At 58.0% G+C, this 14,759-nt stretch carries 14 protein-coding genes; 3 read left to right on the top strand and 11 right to left on the bottom strand.

Annotation, left to right across the window (positions count from 1 at the left end):
* Positions 1 to 54: 54 nt before the first annotated feature.
* The 3 genes from IDH45_RS19430 to IDH45_RS19420 are packed head-to-tail and all read right to left on the bottom strand — an operon-like array spanning position 55 to position 1,362.
* Positions 55 to 468 (bottom strand): DUF3905 domain-containing protein, encoded by a 414-nt coding sequence (locus tag IDH45_RS19430; protein WP_190929785.1) that lies wholly within the window; start codon positions 466 to 468, stop codon positions 55 to 57.
* Between the two features lie 24 nt (positions 469 to 492).
* Positions 493 to 630 carry a hypothetical protein gene (locus tag IDH45_RS19425; protein ID WP_190929784.1) on the bottom strand — a complete coding sequence of 46 codons (138 nt, stop codon included), beginning with the start codon at positions 628 to 630 and terminating at the stop codon, positions 493 to 495.
* 6 nt (positions 631 to 636) lie between these two features.
* A complete protein-coding gene (locus tag IDH45_RS19420) occupies positions 637 to 1,362 on the bottom strand; it encodes a hypothetical protein (protein WP_190929783.1) in 726 nt (241 codons plus the stop codon).
* A gap of 110 nt (positions 1,363 to 1,472) precedes the next feature.
* On the opposite strand from IDH45_RS19420, the gene IDH45_RS19415 reads away from it, so the two are divergent.
* Both IDH45_RS19415 and IDH45_RS19410 read left to right on the top strand, forming a co-directional pair.
* On the top strand, positions 1,473 to 2,636 hold the full coding sequence (locus IDH45_RS19415; RefSeq protein ID WP_190929782.1) for a metallophosphoesterase family protein: 1,164 nt from the start codon (positions 1,473 to 1,475) through the stop codon (positions 2,634 to 2,636).
* Positions 2,637 to 2,755: 119 nt separating this feature from the next.
* On the top strand, positions 2,756 to 4,045 hold the full coding sequence (locus IDH45_RS19410) for a BaiN/RdsA family NAD(P)/FAD-dependent oxidoreductase (protein ID WP_190929781.1): 1,290 nt from the start codon (positions 2,756 to 2,758) through the stop codon (positions 4,043 to 4,045).
* Between the two features lie 758 nt (positions 4,046 to 4,803).
* Here IDH45_RS19410 and IDH45_RS19405 read toward each other — a convergent pair.
* From IDH45_RS19405 to IDH45_RS19370, 8 genes are all read right to left on the bottom strand, one after another.
* Positions 4,804 to 5,343 carry a hypothetical protein gene (locus IDH45_RS19405; RefSeq protein ID WP_190929780.1) on the bottom strand — a complete coding sequence of 180 codons (540 nt, stop codon included), beginning with the start codon at positions 5,341 to 5,343 and terminating at the stop codon, positions 4,804 to 4,806.
* A gap of 16 nt (positions 5,344 to 5,359) precedes the next feature.
* On the bottom strand, positions 5,360 to 6,577 hold the full coding sequence (locus tag IDH45_RS19400; RefSeq protein WP_190929779.1) for an ABC transporter permease: 1,218 nt from the start codon (positions 6,575 to 6,577) through the stop codon (positions 5,360 to 5,362).
* 13 nt (positions 6,578 to 6,590) lie between these two features.
* Complete coding sequence (locus IDH45_RS19395) at positions 6,591 to 7,289, bottom strand: ABC transporter ATP-binding protein (RefSeq protein ID WP_190929778.1); 699 nt, start codon at positions 7,287 to 7,289, stop codon at positions 6,591 to 6,593.
* Positions 7,290 to 7,421: 132 nt separating this feature from the next.
* The gene (locus tag IDH45_RS19390; RefSeq protein WP_190929777.1) at positions 7,422 to 7,583 is read right to left on the bottom strand and encodes an aspartyl-phosphate phosphatase Spo0E family protein; all 162 of its coding nucleotides are present in this window, start codon (positions 7,581 to 7,583) and stop codon (positions 7,422 to 7,424) included.
* On the bottom strand, positions 7,552 to 8,226 hold the full coding sequence (locus tag IDH45_RS19385; protein ID WP_190929776.1) for an HD-GYP domain-containing protein: 675 nt from the start codon (positions 8,224 to 8,226) through the stop codon (positions 7,552 to 7,554). Before IDH45_RS19385 ends, IDH45_RS19390 begins: the two co-directional genes overlap by 32 nt.
* 327 nt (positions 8,227 to 8,553) lie before the next feature.
* Positions 8,554 to 10,713 (bottom strand): LuxR C-terminal-related transcriptional regulator, encoded by a 2,160-nt coding sequence (locus tag IDH45_RS19380; RefSeq protein WP_190929775.1) that lies wholly within the window; start codon positions 10,711 to 10,713, stop codon positions 8,554 to 8,556.
* Positions 10,698 to 10,949: a hypothetical protein gene (locus IDH45_RS19375; RefSeq protein WP_190929774.1), complete on the bottom strand. Its 252-nt coding sequence runs from the start codon at positions 10,947 to 10,949 to the stop codon at positions 10,698 to 10,700. Before IDH45_RS19375 ends, IDH45_RS19380 begins: the two co-directional genes overlap by 16 nt.
* Positions 10,950 to 10,981: 32 nt before the next feature.
* Positions 10,982 to 12,397, bottom strand: a complete 1,416-nt coding sequence (locus tag IDH45_RS19370) for an ATPase domain-containing protein (protein WP_190929773.1) — start codon at positions 12,395 to 12,397, stop codon at positions 10,982 to 10,984.
* Between the two features lie 211 nt (positions 12,398 to 12,608).
* Between IDH45_RS19370 and IDH45_RS35015 the strand changes: the two genes are divergently transcribed.
* Positions 12,609 to 14,714, top strand: a complete 2,106-nt coding sequence (locus IDH45_RS35015) for a LuxR C-terminal-related transcriptional regulator (RefSeq protein WP_317891239.1) — start codon at positions 12,609 to 12,611, stop codon at positions 14,712 to 14,714.
* The last annotated feature ends 45 nt before the right edge of the window (positions 14,715 to 14,759 follow it).

Below are 14,759 nucleotides of genomic sequence, written 5' to 3'. Positions count from 1 at the left end.
AAACCTCCAATCGGGCTAACCCGAACCCCCGCCCTTCCAACCGCTTAATCCCGCTTATTCCTTTACATGATCCGGATCGGGGTCCGTGCCTGCATCGTAAGCGGTGTTTTTATCCGGATGCATGAACCGGCCGCCTTGAGCCGACGGCAAGATCCCCTTCTCGAAATAATCGCGGTTCTCGTCGGTCTGAAATCCGATATCCTTGAACGGGTGCACCCACTGATCGCCCGCCATCACCATAGGATCGGTTTCTTCCGTCCACTGGCTGAGCGGAGAGTCCGGCGATTCGTAGATATGGTCGCCGATCGTCACGCCGAATTCGTTAATAAACGGTTTTCTCGGACCTCGGCCCTCCGTAAACTGGGGCAAAAAATTAATCTCGAACGGGTCCAGCGATGCATCGTCCCGGCCTGCCTGCGGCTGCTGCTTCGTATCCCGCTCCTGGCGCTCGTTGTAGTTTTTGTCCATATTCCGCTCCTGTCGGGACCCGGCTTAAACCGAGGGACGGTTCGGACCGTCCAGCTTTTTATCCACAACGCTGCCGGCCGATTTCCCGCGGTTTTCTTCGTTTTGCTCGGCTTGACGGCGCTGAGCGATGGAGTCCTGATCGTTTTTTGGTTGGTTTGACATGATTGGTCATCTCCCTTCCGCCTTATTATGCGACAGAGTAGACGAAACAATGCCAATTCCCGCCAAAGCAATCGCCCACCATTGATCGGACGACAGCAGCAGCACAGCAGGCTTCGGAACCGCACCGAAGGAGACGGCCAGCAGCCCCAGCCCCATATAGATCGAGCCGGCTCTGTACAGCTCCCCCGTACCCGCCTGCCCCCGGCGCATCCACAGCAGCAGCGCAACGAACGCCGCCGCCAGCATCGTATAAGCGGACACCGGATGATACCGGAATTCGGGGTCGTTCAAGCTCATTCCCCACGGCAGCGATGTCGGTTTCCCGTAATTCCAGTCGATCGCCGCGTATACGATAACGGCCAGCACGGCTCCAAAAGCGGCAAGATCGAGAAAAAGCCGGATCGGGATCGCTCTCCTGCGCAGACGCACCACTAGATACACACCTGCCACAAGCATCGCAACGAAAGCTTCCCGCGTTCCCCCGCTGAGCAGCAGCAAAGCGGACGGCCGCTCCCAGACGACAGCCGGAGCGAACAAGACGTGGCCGAACTTCCATACGATCAGCGCGATAAAAGCCGCATTTTGCAGCAGCTCCGCCGCTTCCTTGGCATGGCTGTCATTGCTGCCGCCAGCGGCTCTCGCCATCAGATGGACAGCCGCGATCGCCGTCAGCGCCGCCGCAATGACGGCCAGCAGTCCGGTCTGGATCGCGAACGGCCCCCATGAAATCATTTGAGGCACACCCTATCACTCCGTTCCTGTATGTATAAGTCAGGGAAATGAAACCAACCTAATCGTAAGCGCGGGACAAAATCACAACCCCGCAGGACCAACTTCGGGAGATGAATCCGATTCACAAAAACACGCTCGTATTATGCGTTTCGGCTGCGCTTGCGCTATGTTCCTGCGCTGTAACCGGCCTCGCAGGCAGATGGACAGCCGAAGCGGAACTGTCGCCCAGGAATCTGTCTGGACTCACATCTCCCGGCGCTTTTGCCGCAGCCGAAAACCGTGCCGCAAAGCTTCCACGGCAAACTCCGGACAAGCAAATATCCCCCGGACTACAAACGGAATCGCCTCTGCTCTCCTTTATTTTGCTGAGCGACCTGCACATTCAAGAGACCGATAAAGAATCGCAGCATTTGCTCATGAAAGCGCTTATAGAATATTATACCATAAAGCCGGACGCCGATTTACTTGTACTCAATGGAGATTTGACGAACGGCGGCGAGCGGGACTTCATCCGTCTGAAGGAGCTGTTGAGCCGCACGCCCCACCCTCCTGTTCACGCGACGATGGGCAACCACGACTATTACCGGATGTGGCTGCATGGCGGGACTCATTACGATTACACCAAGTTAAGCGGGGACTGGAGCTCCTATCAGGCAGCTTCCCAGTTCAAGCGGCATTTCGGCTATCGCCGGTTGTATCACGAAACGTCCGTGCGCGGCGTGCCCTTTCTTTTTCTAAGCGGAGAAGCGTACCGGGACGTCGACGAATCGGTCGGCGAGGACGCCAGTATGTCGGACGAGCAGTTGAACTGGCTGGACGGACGTCTTGCCGAATTAACGAGCCGCCCTCGGCATACGGGAGCATCGGGAGGGAACGGTCCGGATTCCGGCAGCTCTTGCATGCCGGCATTCGTCTTCCTGCACCAGCCCCTGCCGGATACGGTGGAAGGCAGCTCGCTCGAGCGCGGCGTGGTCCAGCATGAACGTCTGCGCGCCATCCTCGCGAAATACCCGGCCGTCGTCCTGTTCTCCGGGCATACGCACTGGGATCTGGAGCCGACCGGGCAGCTGTGGCGCGGTCCCTTCACGGCAGTTGGCAGCGGCGCCATCCGCGGGGTGTATTCGGCCGGGAATAAGCCGGTATCCCCGCTCAAAAGCGAAAGCTTGTTCGTCGAGGTATACCGTGACGGGCGAATCGCCGTGCGGGGGCGCAACCATACGGATGAGCGGTGGACGGGCGAAGCATCGGTCATCCCGTGCATCAAAAGGCGTTAATCCATAATTCCGGCAACTATCTACTTCCCTCTCTACTCGCCGCCGTTTTCCTTTTCCGCCAAAACACGCTACAATGAGCGTATTCACCCGGCTTCGTCCGGAAAAGGAGCGGAATTCACGTGATTTACGACTGTATCGTCATCGGCGGCGGCCCTTCAGGCCTGATGGCCTGTATAGCGGCGAGCGCGGGAGGAGCAAGCGTGCTGCTGATCGACAAAGGAGATAAGCTGGGCCGCAAGCTCGGCATATCCGGCGGCGGCCGGTGCAACGTCACCAATGCGAAAGAGCTGGACGAGCTGATCCGGCACATCCCCGGCAACGGCCGGTTTTTGCACAGCGCCTTGAACACGTTCAGCAATCGGGACATTATCGCCTTTTTCGAGGGGATGGGGATTAAGCTGAAGGAGGAGGACCGCGGACGGATGTTCCCGGTCACCGACAAAGCCAAAACGGTCGTAGACGCGCTCGTAGGCCGGGTAAGGGATCAAGGCGTTGCGGTTCGCATCAACAGTCCGGTCGACCGGGTGCTGTACGCAGACGGGCGGGTGGCCGGAGTCCGGCTCCGTTCGGGAGAAAAGCTCGCAAGCCGCTGCGTCGTCGTCGCATCCGGGGGAAAGTCGGTGCCGCATACCGGGTCCACAGGGGACGGCTACGCCTGGGCCGAGGACGCGGGGCATACGATTACGGAATTGTACCCGACCGAAGTGCCTCTTACGTCGAACGAATCGTTTATCCGCAGCCGCGAGCTGCAGGGGTTGAGCTTGCGCGATATCCATTTGTCCGTATGGAACCAGAAGGGCAAAAAAATCATCGAGCACGAGGGCGATATGATTTTCACCCATTTCGGCCTGTCCGGCCCTGCGGCGCTGCGCTGCAGCCAGTTCGTCGTCAAGGAGCTGAAGAAATCCGGAGAAAACACGGTAAGGGTGACGATCGATCTGTGTCCGGACCGTTCGGAGGACGAAGTGTTCGCCGACTCGATGCGTCTCGCCCGCGAAGATTCGAAAAAAGCGGTTAAAAACATCCTCAAACCGTTGTTCCCGGACCGGCTTATTCCGCTTCTGCTCGCCAAGGCGGAAATCCGGGAAGACGTTACGTACGATAATATCCCCAAGCAGCCCTGGAGCGAGCTCGCCAAGCTCGCCAAAGCGTTCCCGGTACGCGTGAACGGCACGATGTCGATTGAAGAAGCGTTCGTCACCGGCGGCGGCGTCAACCTGAAGGAGATCGACCCGAAAACGATGCAGTCGAAGCGGATGCCTGGACTGTTTTTCTGCGGCGAGGTGCTGGATATTCACGGCTACACCGGCGGCTACAACATTACGGCCGCCTTTACGTCGGGATACACGGCAGGTAAAAGCGCCGCCGAAGAGGCGGAGCAGCTGAAGCTTGAACAAGGAGCGGACTGAATTCACTTCGGATCGGTCAGCAGGAAGACGTGCTAACACTGCCTGTTCAACGTTCATAGGTTTGATCATCAAGCAACCCTTAGCGGAAGATCTTCTTCCGCTATTTCTTCTATTTACCCGTTTTTACAGGTTCAACGGAAGAAAAACTTCCGCTATTTCTTGGAAAATGGGGTAACTTCTCCTCTTGCGCATGGATAACGGAAGCGTTTCTTCCTCTATGAGCTCTTTTTACGCTCATTGGTCGAAACAGCGGAAATTATACTTCCGCGCTCGTCCCGGTAACACGCCGTTGTGTCGGATTTCCTCGAAACGGTGTGGTGCGGGCTAACGTGAACCTCCGCATTTTACTTCAGATCAACTCATCCCCACTCCATCCACATATTGTCCACAAGAAACCAACAACTCCACCCTAACTTATCCACAGTATCCACGGGTGATATCCACAACTTATTCACAAAAGTAAGTTTCCTGTGCCCTCACCAGCAAATAGCGCACTTTTTAGGCGAAGTCTTCTCCACGATGAATATCCTTTATTAATTTACAGCTTTTTTTATGCCAAGAAATCCGCAATTTTCATACAGCTTTAATCATTTCAATCATTAAAGTTATATCAGGTTAATGATCCGCTAACGGCCTCAACAGCCGTCATCCCGCTGCATCAAAAAAAGCGGCAAGCTCCTCCCGAAGCTCCACCGCTACTTGCTGCCTGCTATTTGCTATTTGCTATTTGCCACTTGCCAATCGTCAATTGCCGCCCCTTACAACTTAATGCCCGCGGGAAAATGATCATAGCCGTCGCCCGACGGGTCGAACGTTTCAGGTCCGTCCGCCGTATTGGCAAAGCCCGTTCCGCCCGCATCCCCCCGGGACGTGTCCGAGAAGTACGATTCCGGCCAGTCTTCGTTAACGGTATGCGCCGGGATCGGCACGGTATCGAGCGCGTACGCCTCCTCATAGGCCGCATGCCCGGATACGCTCCCGTCCGTATCCAGCAGCGTTCCTCCGGTAGCTTGCGTGATCTCCAGAGCCGAAGTCAAATCGTTGTGCTCCACGTACAGCTCCAGTCCCGGCCGGCCGTCTATCGCGGTCGCATGTACGTGATAACCGAGCTCGGTCAGCGTATCGACCGCCAGATTCGCGGAGCGGGAATCCGGAAATTCGAAGTAGATCGGTGCATGACTCATCGAAAGCCCCACTTTCAGGTTGGAATAGGTGTCAGCACTTAGCATCTCCACCAGCCGCTCCCCTATTCCCGCCGCAGCCGAATCCGGGTTCTGAACGACACCCCGTAGCCGCACCGCCAGCCACTCTGCCCTACCATCCGTTCAGCAGTTCTCCCATCACATAACCGATCAGCCAGCCCGCCGGAATAAGCAGCAGCCCCGCCCACCAGCCGTAAGCACTCCAGCCGAGCAGCAGACCGGCCGGTACGTAAGCCGGAACGAACAACAGCGGAGTCGCTCGGCTGATCGCTTTCAGCCGGTCGGCATCCTGCCATCGGAACAGCTTCAAAAACGAGGATGCCATCACTTCCTTGCCGTACATCTTGATCCAGTACGCGAGCAGGAACGAAACGCCGAGCCAGAACACCCACTTCACAATAACCGGCAGCGCCAGCAAGGCGAAGCTGCAAGCGAGCGTAAACTGAATGTACAGCTTAAGCTGCGTCCCGCTTCGGAAAAACGACTTGACGATCGTCTCCGCCAGCACGCGATCCGGCGTACGTTTTCGGAACAAATGACGGGAGCCCGCGAACAACCAAGGCTTTTTGCGTTTTAACAGCTTCGCAGGCTTCGGCACGACATACCCCATCAGCAGGGCGGCGAACTTCATCCGCTGGTCGTATTCGTAGGCCACATCCTGATAAAACGTTCCGGTCATCCTCATCCGCACCCGGACGAGCAGCGCGGTCCCTGCAGCCAGCACCGCAGCCCAGACGGCGCTCCAGCCCCAGCCCATCTCCAGCCGGGCTGCGTACAGGAACATTGCCCCGAGGGCGAGAAAACAGCCCGCTTGCGCAAACCAGCCCGGCAGACGCGGCAGACGCAGCGCAATCCACCTGCCCGCGAGCTGCATCAGCATGCCGCTAAGCGCCGCCACCGCACCGAGCAGCAGCAGACGGGCAGCCCCATACTGATGCACCCGGACGAGAAACGGAGCGGCGAGGCATGTCGCCGCGGCCGCAAGCAGCGCCACTGCGGTCAGCGAGCAGGCGATCCCCCAGCCTTTTAGCCGGTTCATCCATCTCTGATTGCGGATCAGAAACAACTGGTCCGCCTCCTCCAGAAACAGACGCAGCGATCCCGAGCAGGAAGCGAAATAAAGCACAAGCAGCAGGGCGAGCTCCGGCACGTAGTGCCCCCAAGCCGGCATCTCCCGCCACCACCATGTATAGTTGTACCCGGCGACAAGCAGTCCGGGAATGACGAAATACAGCGCAACCGTCCAATCGACAGCCATCTTCCATACTTTATACTGAAACTTCCATTCCGATTTCAGCCTTCGGGCGAATAACCGGTTTGCCTGAATCATCTCGCCCCTCCGCTCACGTCAACGTATGAAAGCATTCGAACAGCGTAGCTTCCGGCTTGCCGCACGACTGCCGGATCGCCTCCAGATCGCCCTTGGCGACGACCCTCCCCGCATCGAGCAATACGAACGAGCTGCAGATCCGCTCCGCCGTATCCAATACGTGTGTCGACATCAGAATGGCCGCCCCCCGCTGCCGCTCGTCATTCAGCGAATCGAGCAGCTCCTTCGTCGCTTTCGGATCGAGCCCGATAAACGGCTCGTCCACAATATATACGTCGGGCTTGGTCAGAAAGCCGAGAATGAGCATGACCTTCTGCTGCATCCCTTTCGAAAACGAGGTGGTCAGATGGTGCTTCGATCCGATGAGCTTAAACCGGGTAAGCAGCTCTTCGGCCCTCTCCCGGAACAATTCCTCGGTCAGCCCGTATGCGGCCGCGGCCAGCTCCAGATGCTCCCACAAGGTCAGCTCCTCGTACAAGATCGGATGCTCCGGGATGTACGCGTACGTCCCTTGCGGTCCGCCGAACCGGATCTCGCCGGCCGCCTTTTTTATAAGGCCGAGTATCGCTTTAATCGTCGTGCTTTTGCCCGCTCCGTTCGGACCGATCAGTCCGACGAGCTGCCCGGCCTCCAGCGTGAACGATACGCCCTGGATCACGCTCTCCTGCTCGTCGTACCCGGCCTGCTCGATATTCACATGCAGTAGCTCCATTCAGCCCGCAGCTCCTTTTCTCCCTAGCTCCATACGAAAAAACCGTCTTGGATGTATCTATCGTCAGCTCTCCTAACGATATCACAATCCAGACGGCTTTGGAAAAAGTCGCATCCCGTTGCCCTCCTGAGCTTACCCCCGGCCCGATTCACGGCGGATTCGCTCATACTCGTTCAGCTTTTTGTCGAGCAGTTGGCTGATTCTTACGACACAGTTGTGGGTCAGATTCCCGTGACGGTCGGCCATCCGGGACAGGGTGCGTTTAAGACTTTCGATTTCGTGCAGCAAGCTCATGCGCGCCATCTCCCTTCACCGCATCTTCCGTCGTCGTTTGGCGAATCAAATGATTCATCAGCTCCACCAGATCGGCATCATACAACACATCGCTCCAGCAGTACAGTTCCTCCATCGCCTCTCTCGGGCCGAGCCTCGCCGCCCCCTGTGCATCCGTCAATTCCGTGTAGCTTCCGGCAATCCGGAGAATGCGGGCGTTCAGCGTAATCGACTTCCAATTCAGCGCGGACGGATACCCGGTGCCATCCAAATTTTCGTGATGCTGCAGCACAGCCTCTCCGTCGACTTCCCCGCTCGCAATAAACGTCTGCAGAATATCCGCGCTATACTTCGGGTGCGTCTGCATCTGCCAGACCGCCCCCTGATATAGCCGGTTCCGGCTGTCGAGAATATCGCGGGAGATATGCAGCTTGCCGATATCTTGAAGCAGGGCGGTCCGGAATAAAACCGTCTGCTCCTCCCGGGTAAATCCGAGCGCCTTCGCGAGCTGCAGCGAGTAGTAGGCGGTAAGCAAACTTTTGCGATAGGTGGGGGCATGATGCCGTTTGAGCCGTTTAAGCAAAAAGGCCGTCTGCGGTTCCGCACGTTCCATCGCCTTGACGTCGCGCTCCATGTACTCAATTGTGGCTGCCGTTTGTTTCATTTCTATCCGCTCCTTCGAATCCGTCTATCTGGTCCGCTCTAGCTGTTACTTCTATTTTCCGTTTTTCGGGCGGAAAAAGGTATCCCCGGCTATTCTTATCTTTTCCTTCGGGCAGCAGATCAGCTCGTCCTACTCCTTTCCTACTCGCGGCAGATTCCGGTTCGGGCGTTCCTAGTTGTTCCCTCTTGAATTCCATTAATCTCCTTTTGGCGAAATGAAACGGAGGCGCGGGCGGGGGCAACAACGAAAAGAGAGAAGGTTTCCCTTCTCTTCTCCGCCTGCCATATGTATGTAATAAGTGCTTTCCAGAAAGCGGCGGAGCCTCCGTTACCGGTTCCAGCCCGCCTTGTACACCATCGCGATCGCTTGCGCGCGATCGGTGACGCCGAGCTTCTGGAAGATGTTGGTCATATGATTTTTGACCGTATGTTCGCTAATGACGAGCTGCTCCGCGATCTCGCGGTTGCTCTCTCCCTGCAGCACGTGCCCCAGTACTTCCCGCTCGCGCGACGACAGCGGCGGCAGATCCTTCAGCTTGCGGATGTCGGGAAGCTCCGGCACCCCGTTCGCACGGGAATCTTCCTCTTCGGCCGTCAGCGAGATTTCGCTCTCGACCACTTCCCGGGAATCGCAGAACGCCCGGAAAGCGGCGCGAAGCTTCGGAGAGACCGGCCATAGCTGATCCAGCGACTGCGTATCCCCGCCAAATTGCAAGTAGAAATAAATCATCGCGATAATCTGGCCGCCGGCGCTGAATTCGGAGTCCGCCTCCTGCCCTTGTCCTTGCCCGCTCCCCCCCGGCTTGCCGTCCTCCAGCAGACGAGTGATCGCGTGAAAATGCCCGATCAGCTCCATCTGTTCCGGACTGCGGAGAATATCGCTTAAAAAAGCGGGCGAATACGGATAGACAAGACACGCTTCGCCGATCTGCTTGATCGTCGTCTCATCCAGCTTGAGCGAACGGGCGAACGGCAGCGCCAGTTCCTGAGCCTGATGCGTCATGTCGAACGCATACGAGTCCCAGTAGCCGAGCGCCCGGTTCAGCAGTTGAACCGCATCGCCCCGGCATACCCTGCCCTTGTCCCACAGCCGGTAGAGCGAGGCGCTCCCCGCCTGCGCGACGATCGTCATATATTCCCGGTACAAGGCGTACTGGTCCGGACTTTTCAGTGCGATACACCATATGCCCAGCAGCTCGCTTTGATAATACAACGGGCATTCCATCACCGGCGGCATGCCGGAGCCCTCGTACAGCTCCGTCTGAGGCCAGCCTCTTCTGTCCGCCGGCGGCGACCAGCGGGCCGCAAGCTCCTTGACGTAACGCTCGGCCTGCTGCTGGCCCAATCCCCGGGATACGAGCTGCACCTTCTGCTCCGACTGTTTCAGCACGACGCAGGAAAACGATCCTTCCACAAGATTCAGGCTCATATCGACCAAAATATAAGACAGCCGCTTGACGTCCTGCGCATTGTTGATCGAGCCGCACGTCTCCACGAAAGTCGACAGCCGGGTAAAGTTCGTGTTCCGGTCTTCGCGGACCGCCCCCAGCGTGACGCGCATGCTCCAGCCCGCCGCATACGCCTTGACGAACGATTGCGCTCCGCGGCTCAAGGTCGGTTCGGTCACGCTTCCGCCGAACAGCACGCCCTCCAGCTCCCGGTCGCGAAAGACCGGCACGCAAAACAGCGACATCGGATACAAGCCGCACTGCGAGAAAGCGAACGTGCGCGGGTCCCTAGCGACCTGATCCCAGAATACCGCCTTTCGCGAAGTCGCCACCTGGCCGACAAACCCTTCTCCCAGCGAAAAGGACAACCTCCGCACGGCGTCGGCCGACGGCCCCGCGTACTGCACGACGGCAAACCGCTGACGCTCCGTCTTGGCGGCGAAGCCGATAAAGTCGGCCTCCTCGGCCGCTTCGGCCAGCACGTGCGCCCATTCCTCGGACGCCTCGTAATTAGAGGCCAGCCGGCGCAGCAGCTCCATCCGGCGGCACAGCGCCTCCTCGGCAAACGCCGGCTTCAGCAGCCCTTCAACGATGGACGCCAGCGTGCATGTCTTGGTAAGCGCTTTCTCCGTATCGGCGCTATTTTGTTTGGCGCTGGCCAACACCTGGGTCCACGGAAACTTAGGTTCCCCCTGGCGATTGTGCATGGCCGAATGATTCACGATTCTCTCGTCCACCAGACAACCGGTCCATACGTAATACGTCTCGCGCCTGTTCAGAAATACAGGCGCCCTGACGAGCCGGACGCCCGGCGATACATCGTGCACAATGCCGTTGCGAATCGCGGCATATTGCTCCAAGATCGCCTTCAGCCGATGTTCAAGCTGGCCCCTTACCGGACCGGACTCGAGACTCCCCACGATCGTACCGGACGGTCGCGTTATCCATTCGCCACGATCGTTGGTCAGTATGACGGACAGTCCGCTTTCGTTCGCGAACAGATCCAGCATGCTTTGTACCAGGTTTAATGGATGTTCCATTGCACGTCCATATCGCCATTGAAATTCGGTTCGATATAACGGTAAATGGAACGCGATCCATTCCCGACCTTCTCCAGAATCGATAGCATGACGAGCCTGCCGAGCACCGGACTTAAGTGCTCGACCTTACGCCCCAACCTCAGCGATATGCCTTCCGCCGTCTCCATACTGTACGGATTATTTTGAAAAAAACGGGTGCACTCCATCTGCAGCAGCCATGCTTCTTCTTCCGTCATCGTTTGCCCCTCCCGTCTCAAGCTCGCCGCGCTCAGGTTAGTCTCATGAAAGGAGCCTGCGCGGTCGTCTCCACGACATAAGGCTCGGATATGATTCCGTTCGGCGATTTCATCACTTGCATATATTGATACGAGCCGTCCACCCACGTACGGATGACGCCGTTGCACGTCCGCTCCAGATAGGCGGAGCATTCGGGTCCGATTTCGCTGAAGTTGCACATCACCATCATCGTCATCCCTTTTGCTTTAATCTCCGCCGTTTCTTCCGCGAAAAACTTCATGACGTACTCTTTGCCGCGCTCGGAGAGCACGGTGTTCAGATCGTAATAAATGAACCAGTTGCCCGGACTATCCTCGGCCCGCGGCCCGAGCGATTCCCGCACAAACTCCCGGTATTTCTGGCTGCCCGTCAAGCCCTTTACATCAATGACCGCCGCCTCGCAGCCGTCCGGGTATGAACGCTTGTAATGCTCGATAAAAAACAACCGCCCCTCCCCGGCCATCCGGCTCATGGACAGTCCTTGCAGCGCCAACATTTTATCGAAATCCTGCGGCGTGTGGAAGCTCGACAGCAACGCCACCACCTTGTCTCCGGCCCGCAAGCGGTTCGCCAGCACAGAGGCTACGAGATATTTGTAATTCGCTTTGCTGTTCGTGTCCAGCAGCATGACCGTGCCTTGGGAAAACCCGCCTTCCAGCAGCCCGTCCAGCACCTCTACGCCTGTCGGCACTTTCTCCCTTCCGTTGATCAGAGCCATATCCTCGACCATCGACCGGGCCGGTATAAGCCGGATTCCGTGATCCGTCAGCCGGTATATATGTTCCCCTTCGCGGATTCGTCTGCCCCGCATCTTCAAAATCTCCAGCGTCCGCACCCGGTACTTGTCCATCTGCTGCTTCAGCTGAAGCTGGATAAATCCGTCGGATATATACGCCTCGAAGCCGGACTCCTCATTCATCGTCCCTTGCTCCTTGATCAATACGGAGGTTAAATCGAACTTCCGGAGAATGTTGCGCAGCCGGTATAACGTCCGCCGGTGCTCCTCCTGGCTCGCGGTTCCGTACCGGAACAAGCTGATGCTGTCGATCACCATCCGTTTGCAGCCAACATCGACGATCAGCTTCTCGATCAGCCCTCCCGGTTCGGTCATCTGCTCCAGAAAAATATCGGGCGTCATACTGATCACCCGAAGCAGCCCTTCTGCCTCCAGCTTCCGCAAATCCCACCCGAATACGAGCATATCGCGGTACAATTGATCGGGGAACTCCTCAAACGTAATATAAATTCCCGCTTCTCCGTCCCGTACGGCGCCCTGATGGAGAAACTGCATGCCCAAAGTCGTCTTGCCGGTTCCGGGAGCGCCCTCGACAATGACGGTCGCCCCTTTCGGGAAACCTCCGTCCATCAGTACGTCCAATCCGCGGACGCCCGTAGGCACTGTACCCATCTCTCGATCACCTGCGCGTCTATGAATTAGTTTCGAATACTACTATATTAGCACACGACACTCCCGGGCGGCGATAGTTTGATCGTTTTTAAGAACGATAGGCCCATGGACTGGTTGAAAACCAATACAGCGTACTCTATAGTAGAACACAGAAGCCACAGTGTTACAGCCACTCAAGCGGGACCGAGGTGCAGCAATGGGAACACATCAAGTGATCAGACTACTACGGCATTTGCAGGATGCCTATGCCTCCCTTTGCGGGCTTACGATATTTATAACCGATTGCCGGGGACGGGTATTCTCCGGCGTCTGCGGGAAGGAACCGCTCGCCCGCCTGCTGCTTGACGACAAGCAGAGCCTTCTGTCCGCAGCGTGGACCGAGCGCGTCATAAGCGAGACCGGCCCGATCGACCGGACGATTCTGTATCAGAACGATCTGGGCATGAACCTGATTATCGCCCCGGTCTCGGGCGACACCGGTCCCGCCTATTACATATGGGCGGGAGTGCTCATTCAGAAGCAATACCGCGAGCCGATCCGCAGACTGCTGGAGCTGGGTCCCGACGCCGCAATCTGGACGAAAGCGATCGACGAGACCCCGGATACGACGGACGAGGACAAGCAGCTCCACATCGAACGCATGATGCAGATGGCTCAGATCGCAAGCTCACTTCACCAGTTAGATGCGAAGCAGTCGAACCACAACTACTACATCCGGGTATTAACCGACTGGTTCGACCGCCATAACGTCTCCTCCAAAAGCTCCATCCGCTCTGCCGTCGAGATGGCCGCGCGTCTGCTCCATTTCGATTTCGCCGCTTATGCGGAAGCGATATCGGAAGAGAAGCTGCGCGTTACTGCCGTTGAAGGCGGCGGTGTTTACGACAGTCTGCACGGCATGGTCATTTACTGGGGCGAGGGCTTTGTCGGCCAGACCGCCTTAACCGGACAAGCCGGCTGCTGGGACAAGGTCCGGTTCGACCCGAGAGCGGCCGCCTTTGCGGAGCGGGACATCTCGCTCCATCACCTGACCTGTTATCCGGTGCGCAGCGGAGGGACGCTGCATGGCGTCCTGTTCGGCGGAATCATGGACACGTCCCGGGCCGCAGCGCCTAACCGGGAGGCCGGCCAGTTGCTGGCTGCGTCACTCGCGTCCAGACTCGGCATGGTCTCCCTAAGCGATACGTACAATCAATCGATGACCCGCTATTCGACACTGCTCGAAGTCTGCCAGGCGTCCGTCGACATTACGGATATACAGACGCTGCTCTCTCTGCTTGCAGACGTCAGTCACAGTATCGTACAGGGCAAGTTTTGCTGCCTCGTGCTGAGACAGGACGGCTACGGGGGCATCCGCTGCCTGGCTTCGCGGGGATTATCCCCGCCGAAGGCAGAGCGGTACGCCGCCGGTGCAGCCGCCCGGCATTTCGCCTCCACGGCCGGTTCTTGCCCGACACGCTGCCCCGTATCCGCTGAGACCGATTGGGGCGACCCCGTTCACGAATATCCGCTCATATGGGACAATCGGGTACAGGGCGTGCTTGGAGTCGCATACCGGGACGAGACCGATTCGCTCACGTTCCGCACTTTCTTGACGGCACTGTCCATCATCGGGGAGATCCGCCTTCAACTGATCGAGCGTCAGCACAGCTTATCGACCTCGGAGCGGGCCGGCTTGCTCCGCCAGGCGATGGCGTACTGGAATCTGGACGCATACAACCGCTGCAAGGAAGTTCAGTCGAAGGCCGAACAACTGATGGCCCAGCTTCCGATCTCCCCCGCCGATGCCGAGCAGGTGAGACTTGCCGCTTCCTTATCCGGCTACGACGCCGACTTTCTCCATTCGGCGCTACCCCGGGAACCGGTCGTCCATCTGCTTGAAGAGGCCGGACGGATCGCCCTGGACAGCGAGCTGCTGCGGGACAACGCCTTTACCGGCTTGACGCTGCCCCAGCGTGTCCTGGCTCGGGCGCTGCAGCCTGCCTCGCACCGGCTGGAGACGGAACCCGCCCGGGACCTGCCTCTCCAAGCCGACACAACCGTTCAGACCCGGTCCTCTCCGGACCTGAGCCCCCCGGCCGGTGCCCAGCAGGCGCTGACGCCCCGGGAGCGCGAAGTGTTAAGCCTCGTGCTTCGCGGCATGAGCAACCTGGAGATCGCCGCCAAGCTGTATATAAGCGCGCATACGGTCAAAAACCATGTGACCAAAATTCTGGACAAGCTAGGAGTCAGCGACAGGACGCAAGCGCTTGCGAAAATATACGGAAACCGCCTGAACGCCGCTTCTGGCGGCGAAAACAACAGCAAAACCAAATAAGAGCAGTTCGAGGATATTCGTTATGTCTTCAACGAAAACTTTAAC

It is taken from the genome of Paenibacillus oceani (assembly GCF_014705615.1).
GTDB lineage: Bacteria > Bacillota > Bacilli > Paenibacillales > NBRC-103111 > Paenibacillus_AB > Paenibacillus_AB oceani.
This window is presented reverse-complemented; position numbering and strand designations above follow the sequence as displayed.

Coding starts and splice junctions, on each gene's coding strand:
- IDH45_RS19395 (WP_190929778.1), bottom strand. CDS start 7,289: ATGGAGCTACTGCATGTGAATATCGAGCAGGCCGGGTACGACGAGCAG.
- IDH45_RS19430 (WP_190929785.1), bottom strand. CDS start 468: ATGGACAAAAACTACAACGAGCGCCAGGAGCGGGATACGAAGCAGCAG.
- IDH45_RS19380 (WP_190929775.1), bottom strand. CDS start 10,713: ATGGAACATCCATTAAACCTGGTACAAAGCATGCTGGATCTGTTCGCG.
- IDH45_RS19375 (WP_190929774.1), bottom strand. CDS start 10,949: ATGACGGAAGAAGAAGCATGGCTGCTGCAGATGGAGTGCACCCGTTTT.
- IDH45_RS19370 (WP_190929773.1), bottom strand. CDS start 12,397: ATGGGTACAGTGCCTACGGGCGTCCGCGGATTGGACGTACTGATGGAC.
- IDH45_RS19420 (WP_190929783.1), bottom strand. CDS start 1,362: ATGATTTCATGGGGGCCGTTCGCGATCCAGACCGGACTGCTGGCCGTC.
- IDH45_RS19400 (WP_190929779.1), bottom strand. CDS start 6,577: ATGATTCAGGCAAACCGGTTATTCGCCCGAAGGCTGAAATCGGAATGG.
- IDH45_RS19385 (WP_190929776.1), bottom strand. CDS start 8,226: ATGAAACAAACGGCAGCCACAATTGAGTACATGGAGCGCGACGTCAAG.
- IDH45_RS19415 (WP_190929782.1), top strand. CDS start 1,473: ATGAATCCGATTCACAAAAACACGCTCGTATTATGCGTTTCGGCTGCG.
- IDH45_RS19390 (WP_190929777.1), bottom strand. CDS start 7,583: ATGAGCTTGCTGCACGAAATCGAAAGTCTTAAACGCACCCTGTCCCGG.
- IDH45_RS19425 (WP_190929784.1), bottom strand. CDS start 630: ATGTCAAACCAACCAAAAAACGATCAGGACTCCATCGCTCAGCGCCGT.